The sequence below is a fragment of the Pseudochrobactrum kiredjianiae genome, assembly GCF_030362795.1.
Taxonomy (GTDB): Bacteria; Pseudomonadota; Alphaproteobacteria; order Rhizobiales; family Rhizobiaceae; genus Pseudochrobactrum; species Pseudochrobactrum kiredjianiae.
Genome location: NZ_JAUCBM010000015.1, coordinates 19,941 through 41,108, shown reverse-complemented (window position 1 = coordinate 41,108; position 21,168 = coordinate 19,941). Strand labels below are relative to the sequence as shown.

Genomic DNA, 21,168 nt, shown 5'->3' with positions numbered 1-21,168 from the left:
CGTTTCCTGAGGTTGTCATTAAGATAACCCGAAGGGAGGGGGACATATGGGGCCATATTCCGAAGCGGTGCAGGGAGATGCCGCCGGAACTTTTTTCATCAAAACCCACGGGCTGGGCAATGATTTTGTGCTGGTTGACGGACGGACGAAAGTTTTCCGGCCGCAAGCGGCATATATTACGCAAATTTGCGACCGGCACCGTGGTGTCGGCGGCGATCAGCTTCTGGTGCTGGAAGTGCCACAAAATGCCGGTGCCGATGTGCGAATGCGCATCTATAATGTAGATGGTGCTGAAGCGCAGACCTGTTTTAATGCCACGCGTTGTGCGGCTTTCCTGTGGATGCAGGAAGCGCGCAAAACTTCCGTTATTTTAGAGACACTTGGCGGGCGGATTGAAGCCCGTATGGCAGATACTGAAAATGGCACACCACGCGTCAGCCTGTATCTGGAACCTGCTGTCACTGACTGGCAGGCTATTCCTTTGGCGGGGCCGCTGAAAAGCCATGCGGGCAGTCTCAATCATGGCCTGTTATCTGAGCCTTTTGCCGTGAATATGGGCAATCCGCATCTGGTCTATTTTGTGCCGGATTATGATGCGGTGGATGTGCCTCGTGAGGCCGCTATTGTGCAAAACAGCACCTATTTGCCAGAGCAGGCGAATATTGGGGTGGCACAGCTTCTGTCAACTGACGAGAATGAAACACAGTTGAAACTGGTCGTTTATGAACGCCCGGGGATTCTCACGCAAGCCTGTGGCAGCGGTGCCTGTGCAGCAGCTGTTGCGGCTGTGCGCAGCGGGCGGACAAATCAGAAAAATTTCCGTGTGTTCATGCCGGGCGGGGCTTTACAGGTTGCATTATGTGCGGATGATAGGATCATTCTGACGGGGGATGTCGCTGTCGCATTTTACGGATTTTTGCCAGACGGAAGATAGAGCAATTTTATAAGTTTTAACGAGAACTGTCCGCAAGAGACAGCGTTAAGGTCTGATTATTACGCAGTTTCGGACGGATCGAAGCGGGATTAGAAATCAATTCGGTGAATTGATTTCCCCGCGAAGGCGGTATCCATTTTTCTTGAAACTGCTTGAGAGGGGGGGAATAATGACTTTTATATCCGTTGAGCATGTTAGCAAAACCTATCCTGCGACCGGCAATGGCAAAGCGCATCGTGCGCTCGGTGATGTGTCTTTCTCTGTAGAAAAAGGCGAGGTTCTGGTCATTATCGGCCCGTCGGGTTCCGGAAAAAGCACTTTGCTGCGGACGCTCAATGCATTGGAAGCAATTGATAGCGGAACAATCAGCGTCAATAATCTGACGATCTCTGATCCTAAAACCGATCTCAATCATGCCCGCTCTGAGATTGGCATGGTGTTTCAGCATTTCAATCTGTTTCAGCATAAAACCGCATTGGAAAATGTGGTTCTGCCGCAGACCGTGGTGCTGAAACGCTCCAAAGCGGAAGCTGTAAAAATTGCACAGGATATGCTGGCGCGTGTTGGCATTGCCGAGCGAGCAGGCCACTATCCGAGCCAGCTTTCCGGTGGCCAGCAGCAGCGTGTGGCAATTGCCCGTGCGCTGGCGATGAACCCGAAAGTCATGTTGTTTGATGAAGCAACATCAGCGCTCGATCCTGAAATGGTTGGCGGTATTCTCGATCTGATGAAAGAGCTGGCAAAATCCGGCATGACTATGGTTGTGGTAACCCATGAAATGGGTTTCGCCCGTGAAGTGGCCGACCGTGTGATTTTCATGGATGAGGGGCAGATTGTCGAGACCGGCACGCCAGATGTGTTGTTTTCAAAGCCCGAGCATCAACGCACACGGCATTTTCTCGAACAGGTTCTGTAAAAAAGAGATACAGGCATGGGGGATGCCTGTTGGAATACACCGGAAATAAATGCCTGATAAACAAGGGTAAATTCATATAATAACGAGGAGAACATTATGAAGTTTTTGAAGAAAATTGCATTATCCATCGGAATGCTGGCAGGCGTTGCAGCTTTGTCTGCGGGTACTGCAAACACTGCCAAAGCAGGCGCCATGGAAGAAATTCTGAAGCGCGGTGAGCTGCGTGTGGCTGTGCAGACACAGGGTGCGCCGGTTAGCTTTATCAATAAAGACGGCAAACAGACTGGTCTGGCTGTGGAACTTGCCCGTATGATGGGTGAAGACCTCGGCGTTAAAGTTGTGTTTCAGGATTATGACTGGAAGGGGCTTATTCCGGCATTGCTGGCAGGCAAAGTGGATATGATTGCCGCGGATATGACGCCGACCCCGCAGCGCGCAGCGCAGTTGCTGTTCTCCCGTCCGATGTTCTACGAGGAAACCGTTGCGGTGGTGAAGAATGATTCACCGCTGGCTAAATGGGAGGACCTCAATCAGGAAGGTCTGAATATCGGCTCCACACAGGCCAGTTCCTATAGTGAAGCCATCAAGAAATTTATGCCGAAAGCAACCCTGAAAGAGTTTACCGGCGGGACCGCTGCGGTTGCGCAGGCGCTCTCTGCCGGTCGTATTGATGCAACAGTTTCCGATCTTGGTAATGTCACCAATTTCGTTAATGAATTCGGCAATCTGAAAATTCTGGACGGTATTATCGTCAAGAACCCGCTGGCTTTTGCCGTGCGTCCGGACGAAGTGCATTTGAAACTCTGGCTCGACAATTATGTGGAGCTGATTACCTCTGACAAGCGTCTCGATCAGATGGTCAATTATTGGTGGAATACCACTGACTGGGAAAAAGACCATAAATAACAATGCAATATTCTCTGCCTGCTGAATTTGCAGGCGGAGAGTTTTTGTCTGAGACACGGTTTATGTTTTCAGCATGACTTGAAACTATTTTGCGGCACTGCACTGAACAGATGTGACCGCAAAATATTCGGGATCGCATAATGTCATCATTTATTCTCGACTATTTTAATTACCGCATTGTTGCGCAATATCTGGATCGTTTTGCCGAAGGTTTGGGCAATACGCTGATTGCAACGGGCGTGAGTTTTGTGCTGTCTTTTGTGCTTGGCACGATCATGGCGATTATTATGTTCACGCAGTGGAAAGTGCTGCGGAACTTGATTCAGGCCTATGTGACATTCATCCGCTCAACGCCACTGCTGGTGCAGATTTATCTGGTTTATTTCGGTCTGCCGGTCTTGCTGCCTTTCACCGCCAAATGGCCGGAGATGTGGCTTGGCATTGCGGCATTGGTGATTAACTGCACACCCTATATGTCCGAGATCATTCGTACCGGCATCGGTTCTGTTCCGCGTGGTCAAGTTGAAGCTGCCAAAGCTGTCGGGATGAGTTACGGGCAGCGTTTGATCCATATTGTGCTGCCGCAGGCTTTCGCCAATGTGATCCCGCCGGTGCTGGGACAAACGGCGGTGCTGATTAAAGATACCTCGCTGCTGTCACTGATTACTGTCTTTGAATTTACCAGTGCCGGTTTGCTGCTCAATAGCGAGCGTGTGCGCCCGAATGAGAGCTTTCTGACAATCGCTGCCGGATATCTCGCCATCTATTGTGTAATGCTGTTCCTCTCACATCATGTGAAGAAAAAGCTGGCAGGTCCTGCCTGGGCGGCGAAAGGCTAAAATGATGTTTGAATATTATTGGAAGCTTACAGTCTCGGTGATGCCGTTTCTCTGGCAGGGGTTTAAAGAGACTTTCACAGTCTCATTGGTCGCAATTATCGCGGGCTCGCTGATCGGCACGGTCATTGGTATTATCCGCAGTTATCGTATTCCCATATTGACGCAAATCTTTGGCGGTTATGTGCATATCTTGCGTGGCACTCCGTTTTTGGTGCAGCTCTATGTGTTTTACTTCGTGCTGCCGAATACCGGTATTGAATGGCTGAGCTGGGATTCCAGCACTGCCGCTTTCGTAGCGCTGTCGCTTTATACATCCTGCTATGTGTCGGAGATTGTCAGCAGCGCGATTGATGCGGTGCCGCGTGGCCAGTGGGAAGCCGCAACAGCGGTCGGCATGAGCCAGTTGCAGAAATTGTGGCATGTGATTTTGCCTCAGGCACTGAAGCTGACAATCGCGCCGATGAGCAGCGTCTACGTGATTATCATCAAAAGCACCGCCATTCTCTCGGTGATCGGTATAGCAGAACTGACCCGCCAAGGAGAGGTGTCGATGCTGCGCTTCCCGCGTGATGTATTGTTCATCTACGGGCTGATTGCACTGGTCTACTTTATCTATTGTTACCCGATCCTCAAATTTTCAAAATGGGCGGAGAACAAGATCAGCGGCTCGCAGCGCCTGTCGTTAGACTAAAAACAAAAGCGCAGCATCGGAAGATGCTGCGCTTTTAGCTTATGCATTGCGGGCTATTTGCAGGCTCGCAATGCCGTGTTTAGAAATGCGGTAAGCGCTGCCGTTAAATGAAGCAATCAGCTTTTTGGTGCGTAGTCTTTTGAAGGTCTGCAAGTCCGTACCATCAAGAAACCAGCCTTCGCGGGAGATGAAATCGACATCAATGATTTTGCCCTTGTCATCTTTCTCCGGTTCAATCCTGCCGCCTTTGGCAAGCATGTCGAGGATGCGGCGTTCAAAACGGGAAATATTCATGGCTGTCTCCGTCGTTTGAAACGGAAAAACAGCGTGTAGCAGCCACGTCTGCGTGGCAGCATGCTTTGGATAGTCATGGGAATTGTCCTGAAAAGGAGATAAATTTTGGCGCAAGCCGTTGGTGCCTGTTTTGTTACAGGCCGCTCTGCCTCAGCAGAGGATCAACGATAAAGAATGCTGCGCATAAATCTCCTTTGAACAACTCTTAAAGATATACGCATGCAATGTGGTAAAAACAAGGATGTTATCTGCTGTAAGCAGGCAAATAGTGATCGAAAAATTGCATCATCCCAGATGATAATAGCGCTTGTTTTTCAACGAGAGACCCTATTCATTCAGCCCTAATATTTATTGTTTCAGAGCAAAAGCACAGCACAATGACACAGCATAAACTCTTTCGTCCGATCATCGGTGTGACACTCGACAGTGAGGAAGGCGGTGGCTTTTCGGATTCCCCTTGGTATGCCATCCGTCAGAATTATTTGTCCTGCCTTGAAGAGGCGGGAGCTGTGCCGATTGCTCTGCCGCATCTGGCAGAATTGGCAGAGAACTATCTGAATATGATTGACGGGCTGGTTGTAACCGGCGGTGCCTTTGATGTGCCGCCTGCCATGTTTGGCGAGGAAGCCCGCACCGATACCATTCGTCTGAAACCAGCGCGGACAAAATTTGAGGCTGCTGTTCTGCGCGGTGCACTTGAGCGTGACATGCCGGTGCTGGGGATTTGCGGCGGGCATCAGCTATTGGCTGTTATCGCTGGTGGTACGCTGGTGCAACATATTCCGGATGAAGTCTTGGGTGCAATGGAACATTCGGTTTCCAAAGATACAGAGAACGCCGATGGCAAGGAACGTGCAGGACACAGTATCGCGATTGAACAAGACAGCCTGCTTGCCAAACTGGTTGGCACAACCGCTCAGCATGTGAACAGCTCGCATCACCAGTCCGTGCGCACGGTTAAAGCACCGATGCGTGTGACAGCAACGGCTGAAGACGGCGTGATCGAAGCGATTGAGCATACCGGTAAGAGCTTTGCTATCGGCGTGCAGTGGCATCCGGAATATAAGCAGATGGAAGGCGATGTGCATCTGCTAACAGCTTTCTGTGCTGCCGCCGAAGCCTATCATAATCGGTGATTATAGTTTGCTCTGTTAAAATAAACGCCCCGTATGTGTGTCATACGGGGCGTTTACTGTTTCGACGTATCTTTGCCTTTTGATGCGGGCGCTTTAACTCTTGTTTTTCAAGAGGATTGATGTGCCGCCAGCCGCTTGCACAGTGAGACTGCCGGCCTGAATACCGGCATTGAGAGCGGCTTGTGCATCTGCACCTGATAGCCATGCATTAATGAAACCGGCATTAAACGCATCACCTGCGCCTGTGGTATCAATAACCGGTACATTCTCGGCTTTGGCATGGAGGTTATGCTCTTTTGAGCGCAACCATGCACCTTCTGCGCCACCTTTCAGCACTGTGACAGGAAAGGTTTCCACGAGCTTATCGAGAGCGGTTTGCGGGTCTTCAAAGCCGGTAATGGCCAGTGCTTCTTCTTTATTGGGCAGGAAAATATCAACTCCCGCGCAAGCTTTGAGAAGTGCCGGATCATAGATCAGGGTTTCATCCCAGCTCGGATCGAGCGATACCGTCAGACCTTGTGTCTTGGCACGGCGCACAAGATCGGGAATTTCATGCAGTGTTGCATATTCCGCAATATGCAGATGGCCTGCCTGTGCCCAGTTGAGGGCCGCGTCAAGCGTGGCAGGAAGTGCTGTGCCTGCACGGCGCGACAGGAAGGCACGATCATTGCCGATCACGCTGGCAACAGTCACCTGCGGCCCCGCATCTTTTGAACGCTCGAGAAATTGCAGATCAATGCCAGTTGCTTCCAGCTCCGGTGCCAGACCTGCCGATAGTGCATCCAGCCCGAGCCGTGCAACAAGTGCCGTTGCGCGACCGGTATGCGCCAGATGCGCGGCGGTGATATAGGCACCACCACCGGCAGCCATTTTCATATCATCAGCAAAGACTTCACGTCCCGGTTCCGGCAAAGCTGCCAGACCGGTAAAAATCAGATCACAATAAATCCGCCCGATGCTGAGGACAGCCGGACGCTGAGCATCATTCAAACTCATAAACGACCCAGACTTTTCTCTGTTGTCTTGTCAAACAGATAGAGGCTGCCCGTACCTGCGCGTGCGGTTAGTGTGCTGCCGATAGCCGGTATGAATTTGCCCGATGCTGTTGCAATGACAGAAGTACCTTGCACATCAATATGCACCAGCGTTTCAGGCCCGAGCGGTTCCGCTGCGGTGACAATCCCCGTCAGTTCAACACCAGCCGCTGCGTTGTCAGAACCATTGGTGACAACAACGAGATCATGCGGACGGATGCCGACCAGAATATTGCCTTCCGCTGACAATTCGACCTTATTGCCGTTATTGTGCACAGCAATCAAATTCCCCGATACTAAATTCATCGACGGACTGCCGATAAAGCGGGCGGTGAAGACATCCACCGGCTTTTCATAAAGCTCGGTTGGCGTGCCGGTCTGCAGAATATGTCCGTCGCGCATCACTACAATACGGTCTGCCATGGTCATGGCTTCGACCTGATCGTGGGTCACATAAACGGTTGTGGTTTTAAGGCGCTGATGCAAACGTTTGATCTCAATGCGCATCTGGGCGCGTAATTGCGCGTCAAGATTGGACAGAGGCTCATCAAACAGGAATGCAGAAGGATTGCGCACCATCGCGCGGCCAATGGCAACACGCTGACGCTGACCGCCGGAAAGTGCGGCAGGGCGGCGATCCAGATATGGCTCAAGGCCGAGAATTTTTGCAGTTTCTTCAATGCGGGCATTCTTATCCGCATTGGAGGTTTTGGAGGTGTAGAGGCCGAAGCCGATATTCTGGCGCACAGTCATATGCGGATAGATTGCATAATTCTGGAACACCATTGCGATATTGCGCTGTTTCGGGTCGCGCTCATTGACGACCTCATTGCCGATTTTCAGCTCGCCGCCGGAAATATCTTCCAGACCGGCAATCATGCGTAGCGTCGTGGATTTTCCGCAGCCGGAAGGGCCGACAAATACAACGAATTCGCCATCGGCAATTTGCAGGTCAATACCGCGCACGGCTTCAACCTTGCCGTAACGTTTGACCAGCTTGTTCAGTTCGATTGTTGCCATCAGCGTTTCTCCACTAAGGCCTGAAATTTATCATTGAGCGCGCGCGCGGCTTTGGCCTCAGTTGCGGCTTGTGTGTCTGCAAGGCTTGCAAAAGCATTGGCCTGATCGCGGTAGGCTGTCAGTGCCTGTGCCATTGGCTCAGGGGCAGGGCCGCCGAAACGATCCCGCACGGCGATAAAATGCTCCGGCGAAACCAGCTCTTCAAACTTTGTGCGGTTGAAAGACGGGTCTCTGCCTGCCGCATGTTTGAAGGCTTCGAGAAACGGCTCATAGCCGTCTTGTGCCAGACCGCCACCTTTCGCGACAACAGCTTTGGCCACTGTTGCAGCGATCTCATGCGCCTGACGGAAGGACAGGTCTTCAATACGCACCAGCGAGTCCGCCAGCTCGGTAATAGTGATGCAGGAGCGGCGTATATTATCGGCAACACGTGCGGGATCAATGCGGATGGCCTGCACAAAGGCGGCCAGCAGATCAAGCACACGACCGGCAGAAGCAAAGGCCTCATAACCCATTTGTTGCGTTTCGCCTTCACTGTCATTCATATCGGTGAAAGGCGTATTATGGATCACATCCAGCACCGTGCGGGCACGACCCATAGTCTGGCTTGCCAGATGGCGCATATGCTCAATCGGCACCGGATTGCGTTTCTGCGGCATGATCGAGGAGATCTGCACAAAGGCATTCGGCACATAAATCTGACCGACCTCGAAGCTCGTCCAGAACTGAAAGTCCTGAATGAGACGGCCGAGATGGATAAACATTAGCTCAATCGCGGAATAGGTTGAGGTGATGTAATCCGATGCAGCGATACAGCTGTAAGAATTGCGTAAAGGCGCGGCAAAGCCCAACAGGTCGGCTACGCGTGCGCGGTCGATGGGAAAACCTGAGGTGGTGATGGCTGCCGCGCCCATAGGTGACAGGTTGACGATTTCACGCGCTGTTGCAAAACGCTGCATATCGCGGATCAGCACTTCAATCGCTGCGGACAGATAGTGCCCGAAAGTTGAAGGCTGTGCAGGCTGACCATGTGTATAGGCAACGATCAGCGTCGCCTGTTCGCGGTCTGCGGTTTCGATCATGGCGTTGAGCAGATGACGGGACTTGGCCAGCAGCACATCAATATGCTCTTTGAGGCCGAGTTTGAACAGCGTATGGTCGATATCGTTGCGTGAACGCGCGGTGTGCAGGCGACCGGCAATATCTGCGCCGAGGCGGGACTTCAATTCCTTCTCGATCAGGAAGAAGAAGTCCTCGACTTCACCGGTATAGGTGAGCGATGCCGGATCAATATCACGGTCGATCTGTTCCAGCGCACCGGCGATTGCGGATGCCTGTTTTTCGTCGAGAATGCCGGTTTCCGTCAGCATAACCAGATGTGCGCGGTCAATACGGCGGACGCTTTCTACATGGTGGGTTTTAGCACCGTCAAAAAGCGGTTTCAGCACGGTCTCTTTGTAGACCGGATCAGGGAAAACGCTTTTATCGGCAAGGCGCGGATCGTTTGCAGACATTATAATAATCCTTATCCCTTGGGGCTTACCCTTTAAGTCCGGCCAGCATGACGCCGCGCACGATATAGCGCTGCAACACGAGGAACACGAGCAGGGTTGGCAAGGTGGCGATAGCGGCGCCGGTCATAATCATTTCCCACTGGATCGATTGCTCGACCGCAAAACTCGATAGCCCGACAGGCAATGTGTAGAGTTCCTTGCTGGTGGTGACGATCAGCGGCCAGAAGAAGGCAGTCCAGTTGCCGAGGAAGGTGAAAATTGCCAGAGCCGACAATGCCGGAGTGACCAATGGCATAGCCACTTTCCACCAGATCTGGAATTCATTCAGACCATCGACACGGGCAGCTTCGAGGAAGTCATTTGGCACGCCTTCAAAGAATTGTTTCATCAGGAAGGTACCAAACGCTGTCATCATACCCGGGAACATGATGCCCCAATAGCTGTCGAGCCAGCCGAGTTTGCTCGACATCAAATACCATGGGATCACCAGCATTTCGGTCGGGATCATCAGGGTTGAGAGAATGGCGAGGAAGATGAAATGACGGCCACGGAACCGGAACTTTGCCAGCGTGTAGCCGACCAGACTGTCGAAAAACACATTGGATAATGTGACGACAATTGCGACGAACATCGAGTTGAAGAACCAGCGCAGGAAGCGGCCATCCGCCAGAATGGTCACATAGTTCTGTACTGTCGGTTCAGCCGGTATCAGGCGCAGATCATAGACTTGGCTGGCGGTTTTGAACGAGGTCGAGAACATATAGGCCAGCGGCGTGACCATGATGATGCCGCCGATAAACAGCAGCGTCCATGTGAGGACACGGCCTGGCCGGATATTTGCAAACGGGAGTGCCGGTGTTTTGGTTTCAGCGGTCATTTCTTTTCCCTCAAAACCCACAGTTGCAACAGTGAGACAACCAGCAGAATGGAGAACAGCACAACAGTCTGTGCGGCGGCATAGCCCATGGCATAAGACGAGAAGGCGGTTTGATAGATCATCATCACCAATGGTTTGGTGGAGCCAAGCGGGCCGCCCGGATCATAGGTGGTCATGTTATAGACCTGATCGAAAATGCGCAGGAAGCCGATAGACGAGAAGACGACCAAAAACACGGTTGTCGGTTTCAGCAATGGTATGGTGATTTTGCGTAAGATCGCCCAGTCACCCAAGCCGTCAATGCGTGCGGCTTCATAATAGGTGTTGGGAATAGCGCGCAGACCAGCCATGAAAATGATGATCTGGAAGCCAAGACCCGCCCAGATGGATGTCGCCATAATCGAATAGAGCGCCTGATCGACAGACCGCAGAAATGTCTGCTGTGGCAGGCCGAGGCTGCTGAGCATATTATTGATAACGCCGATGGGCGCGGGCTGATAGAACCAGCGCCAGACCCAACCCATTGCAGCAGCAGTCGTGAGAAACGGCAGGAAATACAATCCGCGGATCAGCCCGTGCATGAAGCGCACCCGATCGAGATAATAGGCAATCACAAAAGCCAGAAACAGGCTGACCGGTGTGCCGATTATCAGATAGGTGAAGGTGTTTTTGAAGATTTTCCAGAACTGCGGATCGGCAAAGAGCTTCTGATAATTTGCAAGGCCGATAAATTTCGGCGGCTTCATCAGATCCCAATTGGTTAGCGACAGCCAGAAGGCTTCAACCGTGGGGTAAAAGCGGATGACCGTATAAAACAGAATTGGCAGGGCAAGAAAGCTCCATATCCAGACGAGCCGCCTTGTGCGCATGGGCAGGCGGTTCCAGAAAGGTTCACCGGAGCGGGCAGCCGTCACAGTCATGGTGCGAAATACCTTATGGTACGGGAGCATATCCGGCAAAACTGATTTGCAGCTCTGTCCGGAAATATGCATCAACAAATATCAAAGGCCGTAGCCGGTTCCGGCTTTATGCGGCGGCCATCCGCAGTTTCATGACTTAGCGATGAAACAAAAATCCGCTGTACTGCTATTGAATTGTAGTACAGCGGATAATCAGATTTTACTGAGCGTCGTCGATAATGGTCTGTTCAGCCTTGGCAGCTTCAGCCAGCGACTCTTTCACAGGCTGTTTTTCCAGAATGACGCGGTTCACCATATCCATAGCTGTCTGGCGCTGGGCGGCCTCATCCACAAACATGGTGGTATGAGCATAATCCAGACCTTTCAGGAACGGGCCGTAGATCGGGTCAGACAGATTAGCTTCGGTCTGGGCAACGGCGCGGCGGGCAGGCAGTTCGCCAACTTCCTTGAGCCAGATTTCCATCGCTTCCGGCGAGGAAATATAGTTCAGGAATTTTTTGGCGGCTTCGAGCTTTTCGCCCTTAGCATTGGCGCCGATACCGTTAGCAAAGTAGCTGGCATAGTTTGAACGCACACCGTCGGCATTGGCAGGCAGTTCGGTGACGCCCCATTCAAAGTCTTTAATGGTGCGGAATGCGCCAAGACGGAATGTACCGTCCACAGTCATAGCAGCCATGCCTGCGCGGAAAGCAGCCTGACCTTCATCCATGAATTTCGGCTCGCCGACTTTCTTTTCCGTCTGCAGATCGGTGTAGAATTTCAGCGCCTTTTCACCGGCTTCGGAATCATAAGCGACTTTGCGGTCATTGTCAGTGTAAGGCACGCCACCATATTGACGGATCAGAACTTCACGCCACCAATGATGATCCTGACCGGCCATATCCATAGTGATACCAGCAATGGTCAGATTGCCGTTTGCATCGCGTTTTGCGGTTTTTTCCGCAGCAGCAACCAGTTCATCCAGTGTTTTAGGCGGGTTTTTCGGATCAAGACCGGCTTCTTCAAAGAGCTTCTTGTTGTAGAACAGTGCCAGCGAACGCACAGCGGTCGGCAGGCCATAATAATCATCGCCGCGCTTCATCGCGCTGGAGATCGGGAAGAAATCGCTCTCGATCTTATCATGCGGGAATGTATCGGTTGGCAGCGGCTGCAAAATGCCACCGGCAACGAACTTGTCGAGCCAGCCGTAGAAAAGTTGCATCACATCAGGGCTGTTGCCGGCCATTTTGGCCGCAATCACGCGGGTCTGATAGTCATCATAAGGGAATGTGGTGTGCTTGACCTTGATGTCCGGATTGGCTTTCTCGAAATTCTCGATCAGCTTATCCATCGCTTTAACGCGGGACTCAAAAACATATTGCCAATATTCAATTTCAACAGCCTGTGCGGCGTTAAACGCCATGGTGCTGAAACCTGCAACCAAACCTGCCAATATCAATTTACGCATGTGAACCTCCCCTTAAGGCCTCCGGCTTTTACCGGTGTCAGGCAAAAAACATTGATGATCCATACCTTTATCCAAAACCGGTGCCGGTTTTTTGGGGCATGCCGTTCTCCTTGGCTTTCAGAGTTTATCGTTCGTCTGAAAGCCGTTGCAGTTCCGGCTGCGTTTTCCTCCGCAGATCTGTTGTTTACGGTCACTATTTTGTGGGGTTTTGTCAATAAGATAATTTACTTGAGTTAATATATTGCGGTTATGAAAGCTCTAGCTTATCATTTTTTGAGACGGGCAGGATAAAACAGCATGGGCGAACAGCCGACACGCACAGAATCAGGCACACAACTGATTACTTTGGGCAAAAACCCCGAGCGAATCCGCGATCATAACCGTCGCGTGGTGTTGGATAGTGTGCGCCAGCATGGCTCTTTGGGGCGTATGCAACTTGCGCGTCTGACCCATCTGACCGCTCAGGCGATTGCCAATATTGTCGATGAACTGGTCTGCGAAAACCTGTTGATGGAGACCGGACGACTCAAATCCAGACGTGGTCAGCCGCCAAAACAATTCGCGGTTAATCCTGATGGTGCGGTGACGATGGGCGTCGAAATGGCATCGGATCATATGGTGACAACCGTGCTTGATCTGACGGGGCAACCCCGCTCCCGCCATACCATGCCGGTGCAGGATACCAGCCCCGCTGCGCTATCCAATTTACTGCGCATAGAGGTGGATACGGTCAAAGCAAAGTTTTCCGCACCGCTGTTGGGTGTCGGCGTGGTGATGCCGGGGCCGTTTGATATTGAGGGCATGACCTCTGTTGGCCCGACCACTTTGCCCGGCTGGTCAGATGTGGATGCGGCAGCGCTTTTAAGTGAAGCCTGCGGTGAGACCGTTACCGTTGAAAATGATGCCAATGCTGCAGCCGTTGGCGAGCGCTTGTTCGGTGCAGGCCATGCGATTTCGTCTTTCGCGATGATCTATTTTGGTGCCGGTGTTGGTCTGGGGCTGATACAGGATGGCGTGCCGTTTCGCGGTGCTTTCGGCAATGCCGGTGAAATCGGGCATATTGTAGTAGCGCCGAATGGCAAAGCCTGTGCTTGCGGACAAAGCGGTTGTCTGGAGCGCTATGCTTCCTTGCATGTTCTGCGTGAGAAGCTGGTTTTAGCCGGTGTTATGCATACGGATTTCGATGACCTTCAGATGTTGCACGATAGTCGTCATCCGGTTCTGATCGAGTGGATGGATGAGGCTGCACTCTACCTCGCGCCGATGATTGCCATGATTGAAAATATTCTCGATCCGGAAACCGTTATTCTGAGCGGCATGCTGCCCGATGCACTTATCGACGGATTAATTGCCCGTATGGGGCAATTGCCGATATCTGTCGCCAGTCGCCGCAGCCGTGCTTTGCCGCGGGTGGTGCGCGGCGCGACTGGCCAATACACAGCGGCGCTGGGCGCAGCCGCTCTGCCTTTGTTTGAGGCAATGACACCGAAACTGGATACACTGACTGATTGATCACCTGCGAAGGCAGGGGAGGAGGAACCGTGCTGACTGCCATGCTAACTGACCGTCAAAGAATAGAAAAGCAAAAATCAGCACCGGCTCTGATCCGTCTGCATCATGCATTAAGCCGGTTACGCTCGGTTGTGACAATGATGAATACCGGCGCGCATCCCGATGATGAACAAAGCGGATTACTGGCCTTCTTCCGGTTCGGTGCCGGTATGCGGGTGATTGTTGGCTGTTCTACCCGTGGCGAGGGCGGACAGAATGCTTTGGGGCCGGAGCGCGGTGGTGCACTGGGGCTGATGCGCTCGCGGGAAATGGAAGAAGCTGCACGGGAACTGGACTGCGACATTGTCTGGCTTGGTCACGGGCCTGATGATGCGGTGCATGATTTCGGCTTCTCCAAAGACGGTGACCGTACTTTTGATCGTTGGGGCGAGGAGCATATTGTCGAGCGTCTGGTGCGTGCTTATCGCAGTGAGCGGCCTGATATTGTTATTCCGACTTTTCTGGATGTTCCGGGGCAGCACGGTCATCACCGTGCGATGACGCGGGCGGCGGAACGAGCGATTACGCTGGCTGCTGATAGTCAGGCTTTTCCTGAGCATTTCGCGCAAGGGCTTAAAACTTGGCAGGTTGCAAAATATTATCTTCCTGCGTGGTCGGGGGGCGGTGATACCTATGATGATGAGGTGCCGCCGCCGGAAACAACATTGACTGTGCGGGCTGAAGGGCGTGAACCTGCAACGGGTGCGGATTATGACCGGATCGGTGAATGGTCGCGCTATTATCATGCATCTCAGGGGATGGGGTATTGGAGGGAGCAGCCAAAAACCGAATGGCCGCTGCATTTGTTACTGGCTGCACAGGCAGGCGAAGAGAATTCCATTTTTGAGAACCTGCCTGTCAATTTAAGTGATCTGGCTGCGGAAGCAGATTTGCCTGCCGCTATAGCGCAGGCTTTGCAGAATGCTCAAAAAGCTATTGATGCAGCTCTTGATGCTTACCCTGCAAGGGAAGCAATTATTACTCATTTGGTGACAGCTGCGCAAAAGATTGATGATGTTCTTGCAAGTTCAGCGGTTGAGTTTCTGGAAAGACATGCGCATCGCTTAAAGCGCAAAAAAGCAGAAATTGATTATGCTCTGATTGAAGCCGTAGCGATTTTTGACGGGGCTGAACTGATACCGCCTGTTTTATCACCGGCCAGCGAGGCCTTGCTGAAGGTTGGTTTTTCACAACAGAGTTCACACTATCAGGCAAAGGCTGAGCCGGTTTTACCGGAGCATTGTACGGCCTATATGGGTGTTCCGTCCGCCTCAGGGCAAACATTTGATGTCAAGGCAGGTGCAGATGCGGCTTTCAGTCCGCTCTACCGGCCATTTTGGTCTGCGCTCGGCGGTAATGGTGATTTTTATGTGCGTGTGACGGCACGATTCTCCGGCTATCAGGCTCAGGCAGATTTCGATCTCGCTGAACACTTTGCGCTGGTGCCTGCCCAGTCTGTGCGAATCGAACCGGAAGCGGTGGTTGTGCCGCTGGATCAGGCTGCACAAATGCAGTGGCCGGTGCATGTGACAGTGAGCGGGGATCAGCAACCTGTGCGGTTTATCAGCGATGGTGGTTGGTCAGTCGTGCAGGATGAAGGCACGGCAAAACTTCAGGCACCGGAAAAACCGGCGGCAGGGTTGTTTCAGTTGAAAGCGCAAATTGCCGGTCGCGATGCTGTGCGGCTGACCCCGATCATCTATCCGCATATCGGGCAGGTGATCTATCGCGAGCCGGAAGTGCTCAATATTCTGGCGCTGGATCTGAAGCGGCCGCGAGGCGCGCGGATTGGTTATATCGGCGGCGGGGCTGATCGTGTGGGCCTGTGGCTGAGCCGTATGGGGCTTGATGTAACTGAGCTGGAGCTGAAACATCTGGCCGGTGACTTGCAGCACTTCACCACCATTGTTGTCGGAATTTTTGCCTTCGGTTTAAGGCCAGATCTGGCAGCGGCAACAGCGCGTCTGCATGACTATGTCGAAAACGGCGGGCATCTGGTGACGCTTTATCACCGCCCGATGGATGGCTGGAAATCCGCTGCTACTCCGCCACGGCATATAAAGATTGGCTCGCCGTCTTTGCGCTGGCGGGTGACCGATCCCGCAGCGCCAGTGACTGTGCTGGAGCCGGAACATAAATTGCTCAATTGGCCGAACCGGATCACGGCTCAGGATTGGGAAGGCTGGAATAAAGAGCGCGGATTGTATTTTGCTTCCCAATGGGATGAAGCCTATCAACCGCTGTTATCCATGCATGATGCCAATGAACAGCCTTTAACAGGAGCTTTGCTTTCTGCCCGTATCGGTAAAGGACGGCACACGCATACCAGTCTTGTGTTGCATCACCAGATGGACAAGCTTGTTGCAGGCGCATTCCGCCTGATGGCCAATCTGGTGAGCGGGGAAGCTAAATAAAGCATTGGTCTGATATTTAGGACAGTCTAGTGCAAATCCGGTGACTACAATAAAACCATTCTATGATTATGTTTCTGTCAACGAAGTTGTTGTTGAGAATCTCACAACAGACAATTAACGGACAGGTGTACTCATGCAATTTGGAATTTTTACCGTCGGTGACGTAACAACTGATCCGACAACCGGCAAAACCCCGAGCGAACATCAGCGGCTGAAGTCGATGATGAAATATGCTCTGAAGGCGGAAGAAGTCGGTCTCGACGTTTTTGCTACCGGCGAACATCATAATCCGCCTTTTGTGCCGTCTTCACCGACGACCATGCTTGGCTGGATTGCTGCCAAAACCAGCAAAATTCAGCTGACAACCTCGACAACCCTGATCACCACCAATGATCCGGTGAAGATTGCTGAGGATTTTTCGATCCTGCAGCATCTGGCTGATGGTCGTGTTGATCTGATGATGGGACGTGGCAATACAGGACCGGTTTATCCGTGGTTCGGCAAGGATATCCGTGAGGGTATTCCGCTGGCGATTGAGAATTACCATCTGCTGCGCCGTTTGTGGCGTGAAAAGACCGTGGACTGGCAAGGTCAGTTCCGTACGCCTCTGCGTGGTTTTACACTGGCACCGGCACCGCTGGATGATACGCCGCCATTCGTATGGCACGGTTCCATTCGCAGTACAGAAATTGCGGAACAGGCTGCGTTCTATGGGGATGGTTTCTTCGCGAACCATATCTTCTGGAACAAGGAGCATACCCAGCAGATGATTAATCTGTATCGCTCACGCTTTGAACATTACGGTCACGGCAGTGCGGATCAGGCGATTGTCGGTCTCGGCGGACATATTTTCATGCGCAAAAACAGTCAGGATGCCATTCGTGATTTCCGGCCATATTTCAATAATGCGCCTGTATATGGTCACGGACCGTCAATGGAAGACTTTATGGAAATGACCCCGCTGACTGTTGGTTCGCCGGAGCAGGTGATCGAGAAAACACTGAGCTTTGCTGATTATGCCGGTCATTATCAGCGCCAGTTGTTCCTCGTCGATCACGCCGGTCTGCCGGAAGAGGTGGTGCTGGAGCAGATTGAATTGTTAGGCACGGAAGTGGTACCGGTGCTACGCAAAGAGTTTGAAGCGCGTCGCCCGTCGCATATTCCGAGTGATCCGCCAAGTCACGCAAACCTGCGGGCACAGGGGCCGGATGGTAAACACCGTAAGGTTATTCCGGTCGAGAGCGCAGAGCAGCCAGCCTGAATTGCGTAAAGGGCGGGGAACTCTCCGCCCTTGATCCAAGTCCGCTTGGCAAAGGAGATATTCATGACACGTCATATTCTTGTTTTGACTGCAGGTCTGTCGCAGCCATCATCAACCCGTATGCTGGCCGATCAGATTGCGCAGGCAACAGCCGCACAAATCGGTGCGCGTGGTGAAGACGCGCAGATTGAGGTAATCGAACTGCGTGAACTGGCTGTGGAACTGGCAACAACCATGGCAACCGGCGGCATTCCGACCCCGCGCCTCTCTGAGGTGAAGGAGAAGATTTCTGCTGCCGATGGGTTGATTGCCGTGACACCGGTTTTTACAGCCAGCTATAGCGGGTTGTTCAAAATGCTGTTCGATAGTCTGGACACCAATGCATTGAACGGTATGCCGGTGATTATTGCGGCAACAGCCGGAAGCGCCAGACATTCTCTGGTGCTGGACCATGCCTTAAGGCCACTGTTTTCTTACCTGCGGGCAACTGTGGTTCCAACCGGCGTTTTTGCTGCAACAGAAGATTTTGGCAGCAGTGAAGCCGGACACGATCTCACGTCACGTGTTCAGCGTGCAGCCACCGAGTTTGCAGCTCTTGTGGTGGCTGAAAAATCCGGTGTCGGTGGTTTTGTGCCGAATATCAATGATCAGCGCAAACGGGATTCCGGTGTGCAGCTCAGCCAGTCCGTTACGCCTTTCGCGCAATTGCTCAAGGGGCGTACTGGTTCTGCCGGTTGATGCACAGAGATTGCCACCTATTTAAGAATTTAAAAGTGCGGCGTGAAAGAACCTGCACTGAAAGGAGCCAGTATCATGGAACTTGGCGTTTATAGTTTCGGCGACGTACAGAAAAATACGCAGACCGGTGAGTTAGGCTCAACCGCAGATGCAACACGCAATTTGCTGGAAGCCATTCAATTGGCCGATGAAGTCGGTCTGGATTATTTCGGGATTGGTGAACACCATACGCGGGAAATGCCAGCCTCTGCTGCAACCGTTATTCTCGGTGCTGCAGCTGCCAGCACAAAAAACATCAAGCTGGGCAGTGCGGTAACAGTGTTGAGTACAGACGATCCGGTGCGTGTTTATCAGCAATTTGCAACACTTGATGCAGTGTCGAATGGTCGTGCGGAAATCACTGCCGGTCGTGGTTCATCAACAGAGTCTTTTCCGCTCTTTGGTCAAAGTCTGAATGATTACGATGAGCTTTATGCCGAGAAGCTTGACTTGCTGTTGCAGATTAATGAGAGCGAAAGCGTGACATGGCAGGGTAAATTCCGCCCATCTCTGAATGAAGCGCTGGTTGTGCCGCGTCCTGATCGTGGCTCGCTGCCAATCTGGCTGGCAACCGGCGGTAATCCGCATTCATCGTTACGCGCCGGTATTCTCGGATTGCCGATTTCCTATGCGATTATCGGCGGGCAGGCTGCGCGTTTCGCGCCTCTGGCTGAGTTGTATCGCCGTGCAGGCGCACAGGCTGAAATTACACCGGAAAAGCTGAAAGTCTCGGTCGCCGTGCCAGGCTATATTGGTGAAAATGCTAAGCAGGCCAAAGATTTCTTTTGGACGCACTGGCATGCGGTGACGGAACAGTTGGGTAAAATCCGCGGTTTCGCACCACCGCCACGTTCGCATTATGACAGTGAAGCCAGCGGAGGTGGCGCAATCTTTGCCGGTGAGCCGGAGGAAATTGCGGAGCGGATTATCACACTGCAAAAACAGCTCGGTCATATGCGCCAGTTTTTCCAGATGGATGTGGGGCAGATGCCGCATAAGGATTTTCTGCGTTCGATTGAATTGCTGGGAACCAAAGTGAAGCCTCTGGTTGATGCGGAACTTGGCGTGGATTGAGTATTTTCGGTTTGAACCGAATTGTTGAAAATACTCCATCCATTTGTTTCTGCGCGTATCTTATCCGAAAACGGGTTCCCACTTTTCGGGATACGCTTTCAAGTAGCAGGAGATTGCTGAGATGCAAATCACCGAAGTGAAAACAATTGGTATTCTGGGTGCCGGCCGTGTCGGCACCGCTATAGCCCGTCGCGCAATTGCGGCGGGTTATGCAGTAAAAATTGCGACATCCAAAGCACCGGCAGAGATAGCTCTGTTGCTTGAAATTATGGTGCCGGGTGCAATGGCTGCAAGTGCACAGGAGGTGATTGCGGAAAGTGATATCATGATCCTCGCGCTGCCTTTATCCAAATATCGCGAATTACAACCGGAACTACTGGCGAGTAAAATTGTTATTGATGCGATGAATTACTGGGCGCCGACAGACGGTACGATTGCTGAGTTTGAAACTGAAACTTCAAGCAGTGAAGTGGTGCAGAACTTCTTGTCACAGTCGCGGCTGGTGCGTAGTTTCAATCACATGGGCTATCATGAGATTGATGAAGAGGCTCGCCCGAAAGGAGATTCTGAACGACGGGCATTGGCGATTGCCGGTAATGACATGGGTGCACGGCAGAGTGTCGCGCAATTTATCGACCGGATCGGTTTTGATCCTGTGGATGCAGGGCCATTGGCATCGAGCCGGTTATTCACTACCGGAACGCCGGTCTTTGGCGCATCCTTGACCCGCGATGATATGGTTGAATTGTTTGCCCTGAAACAAGCAGTCTGATTTTTATAAGGTTACTGGTTGAGGTAAATGCATAAGGAGACATCTGAATGACTGATCTTAAAATTAGCATTGAGGAAATTGATGCCCGTCACGGGCGTTATGTTGCGCGTGCAGATGGTATCGAGGGTGAAGCGGAAATTACGTTTACGCGCCGTGCTCACGGGGTTATCAGTGCCGATCATACCGGTGTACCAGATAGCATGCGCAGCACAGGCGCGGGGCTGTCATTGGTGACCTATATGGTTGAAGATGCGCGTAAAAACGCTTTTCGTATCCTGCCGCTTTGTCCTTATGTGCGGGCGCAATATCGCCGCCATCCGGATTGGGCTGATGTTATGACCTTGGCACCGGGCGAAGAACCTGCTGTTTAAAATAATACATGATAGTTTTAATCAAGTATATTGAGCAGGCGCTTTTAAGTGCCTGCTTTTTTATTGATTTGAGATTCGAATGTCAGAAATGGCCTTATATTTTGCAAAATATAAGGTTATTTTTTTATAAAAAAATATTGAAAATCAATATGTTAATGGTTCTCATTTTCGTGATCTTGAAACTGTTCTAAAATGTGTTAGCCCTATTCTATTAGCTGAATATTGGTCGGAGTTGCGCAGATTTTACTCGTTTTCGTCGATGGTATTTTCCTGAAACGCAGAATGGATTAAGATGAATGGCAATATACCAAACCTATATCCGTAAGAAAATATGTCCCGATATTGATTTATTCTATCCGTGTCATAATTTTGGATATTATATACTGCATATTTTTGAGTAGTTTCAGTCAATTACAAACC

At 51.8% G+C, this 21,168-nt stretch carries 20 protein-coding genes; 13 read left to right on the top strand and 7 right to left on the bottom strand.

The features are described 5' to 3' along the window. Positions 1-46 precede the first annotated feature (46 nt). The 5 genes from dapF to QUF18_RS17875 all read left to right on the top strand — a co-directional run bounded on the left by dapF (position 47) and on the right by QUF18_RS17875 (position 4,286). Complete coding sequence (gene dapF, locus QUF18_RS17895) at positions 47-934, top strand: diaminopimelate epimerase (RefSeq protein ID WP_289388637.1); 888 nt, start codon at positions 47-49, stop codon at positions 932-934. A 169-nt stretch (positions 935-1,103) separates the two neighbouring features. Beyond that, positions 1,104-1,850 carry an amino acid ABC transporter ATP-binding protein gene (locus tag QUF18_RS17890; protein ID WP_289388636.1) on the top strand — a complete coding sequence of 249 codons (747 nt, stop codon included), beginning with the start codon at positions 1,104-1,106 and terminating at the stop codon, positions 1,848-1,850. Positions 1,851-1,946: 96 nt separating this feature from the next. Then, positions 1,947-2,756, top strand: coding sequence for an ABC transporter substrate-binding protein (locus QUF18_RS17885; protein ID WP_289388635.1), 810 nt, complete (start codon positions 1,947-1,949; stop codon positions 2,754-2,756). A 140-nt stretch (positions 2,757-2,896) separates the two neighbouring features. Then, complete coding sequence (locus tag QUF18_RS17880; protein WP_289388634.1) at positions 2,897-3,595, top strand: amino acid ABC transporter permease; 699 nt, start codon at positions 2,897-2,899, stop codon at positions 3,593-3,595. Between the two features lies 1 nt (position 3,596). Continuing rightward, positions 3,597-4,286: an amino acid ABC transporter permease gene (locus QUF18_RS17875; RefSeq protein WP_289388633.1), complete on the top strand. Its 690-nt coding sequence runs from the start codon at positions 3,597-3,599 to the stop codon at positions 4,284-4,286. 39 nt (positions 4,287-4,325) lie between these two features. Here the strand turns inward: QUF18_RS17875 and QUF18_RS17870 are convergent, their stop codons facing one another. After that, positions 4,326-4,580, bottom strand: a complete 255-nt coding sequence (locus QUF18_RS17870) for a YjhX family toxin (protein ID WP_289388632.1) — start codon at positions 4,578-4,580, stop codon at positions 4,326-4,328. A 377-nt stretch (positions 4,581-4,957) separates the two neighbouring features. On the opposite strand from QUF18_RS17870, the gene QUF18_RS17865 reads away from it, so the two are divergent. Next, positions 4,958-5,716, top strand: a complete 759-nt coding sequence (locus tag QUF18_RS17865; protein ID WP_289388630.1) for a gamma-glutamyl-gamma-aminobutyrate hydrolase family protein — start codon at positions 4,958-4,960, stop codon at positions 5,714-5,716. Positions 5,717-5,809: 93 nt separating this feature from the next. Here the strand turns inward: QUF18_RS17865 and QUF18_RS17860 are convergent, their stop codons facing one another. The 6 genes from QUF18_RS17860 to QUF18_RS17835 all read right to left on the bottom strand — a co-directional run bounded on the left by QUF18_RS17860 (position 5,810) and on the right by QUF18_RS17835 (position 12,528). After that, positions 5,810-6,712: a carbohydrate kinase family protein gene (locus QUF18_RS17860; protein WP_289388628.1), complete on the bottom strand. Its 903-nt coding sequence runs from the start codon at positions 6,710-6,712 to the stop codon at positions 5,810-5,812. After that, positions 6,709-7,770 (bottom strand): ABC transporter ATP-binding protein, encoded by a 1,062-nt coding sequence (locus QUF18_RS17855; RefSeq protein ID WP_289388627.1) that lies wholly within the window; start codon positions 7,768-7,770, stop codon positions 6,709-6,711. Before QUF18_RS17855 ends, QUF18_RS17860 begins: the two co-directional genes overlap by 4 nt. Then, positions 7,770-9,284, bottom strand: coding sequence for an argininosuccinate lyase (gene argH, locus QUF18_RS17850; protein ID WP_289388626.1), 1,515 nt, complete (start codon positions 9,282-9,284; stop codon positions 7,770-7,772). The genes QUF18_RS17855 and argH overlap by 1 nt, the downstream gene beginning before the upstream one ends. Before the next feature lie 25 nt (positions 9,285-9,309). Next, the gene (locus QUF18_RS17845) at positions 9,310-10,161 is read right to left on the bottom strand and encodes a carbohydrate ABC transporter permease (RefSeq protein ID WP_289388624.1); all 852 of its coding nucleotides are present in this window, start codon (positions 10,159-10,161) and stop codon (positions 9,310-9,312) included. After that, complete coding sequence (locus tag QUF18_RS17840) at positions 10,158-11,081, bottom strand: carbohydrate ABC transporter permease (RefSeq protein ID WP_289388623.1); 924 nt, start codon at positions 11,079-11,081, stop codon at positions 10,158-10,160. The genes QUF18_RS17845 and QUF18_RS17840 overlap by 4 nt, the downstream gene beginning before the upstream one ends. A 199-nt stretch (positions 11,082-11,280) precedes the next feature. Then, positions 11,281-12,528: a sugar ABC transporter substrate-binding protein gene (locus tag QUF18_RS17835; protein WP_289388622.1), complete on the bottom strand. Its 1,248-nt coding sequence runs from the start codon at positions 12,526-12,528 to the stop codon at positions 11,281-11,283. Between the two features lie 297 nt (positions 12,529-12,825). Between QUF18_RS17835 and QUF18_RS17830 the strand changes: the two genes are divergently transcribed. From QUF18_RS17830 to QUF18_RS17800, 7 genes are all read left to right on the top strand, one after another. Then, positions 12,826-14,040 carry an ROK family protein gene (locus tag QUF18_RS17830; RefSeq protein WP_289388621.1) on the top strand — a complete coding sequence of 405 codons (1,215 nt, stop codon included), beginning with the start codon at positions 12,826-12,828 and terminating at the stop codon, positions 14,038-14,040. Positions 14,041-14,081: 41 nt separating this feature from the next. Further along, a complete protein-coding gene (locus QUF18_RS17825) occupies positions 14,082-16,493 on the top strand; it encodes a PIG-L family deacetylase (protein WP_289388668.1) in 2,412 nt (803 codons plus the stop codon). 133 nt (positions 16,494-16,626) lie between these two features. Continuing rightward, complete coding sequence (locus QUF18_RS17820) at positions 16,627-17,754, top strand: LLM class flavin-dependent oxidoreductase (protein WP_289388618.1); 1,128 nt, start codon at positions 16,627-16,629, stop codon at positions 17,752-17,754. A gap of 63 nt (positions 17,755-17,817) precedes the next feature. Then, complete coding sequence (locus tag QUF18_RS17815) at positions 17,818-18,492, top strand: FMN reductase (RefSeq protein ID WP_289388616.1); 675 nt, start codon at positions 17,818-17,820, stop codon at positions 18,490-18,492. Between the two features lie 75 nt (positions 18,493-18,567). Further along, complete coding sequence (locus QUF18_RS17810) at positions 18,568-19,605, top strand: LLM class flavin-dependent oxidoreductase (RefSeq protein ID WP_289388615.1); 1,038 nt, start codon at positions 18,568-18,570, stop codon at positions 19,603-19,605. Between the two features lie 121 nt (positions 19,606-19,726). Next, on the top strand, positions 19,727-20,377 hold the full coding sequence (locus QUF18_RS17805; RefSeq protein WP_289388614.1) for an NADPH-dependent F420 reductase: 651 nt from the start codon (positions 19,727-19,729) through the stop codon (positions 20,375-20,377). A 47-nt stretch (positions 20,378-20,424) separates the two neighbouring features. Further along, entirely contained in the window at positions 20,425-20,748 is a 324-nt protein-coding gene (locus QUF18_RS17800) for a GNAT family N-acetyltransferase (RefSeq protein WP_289388613.1), read from the top strand. Positions 20,749-21,168 lie beyond the last annotated feature (420 nt).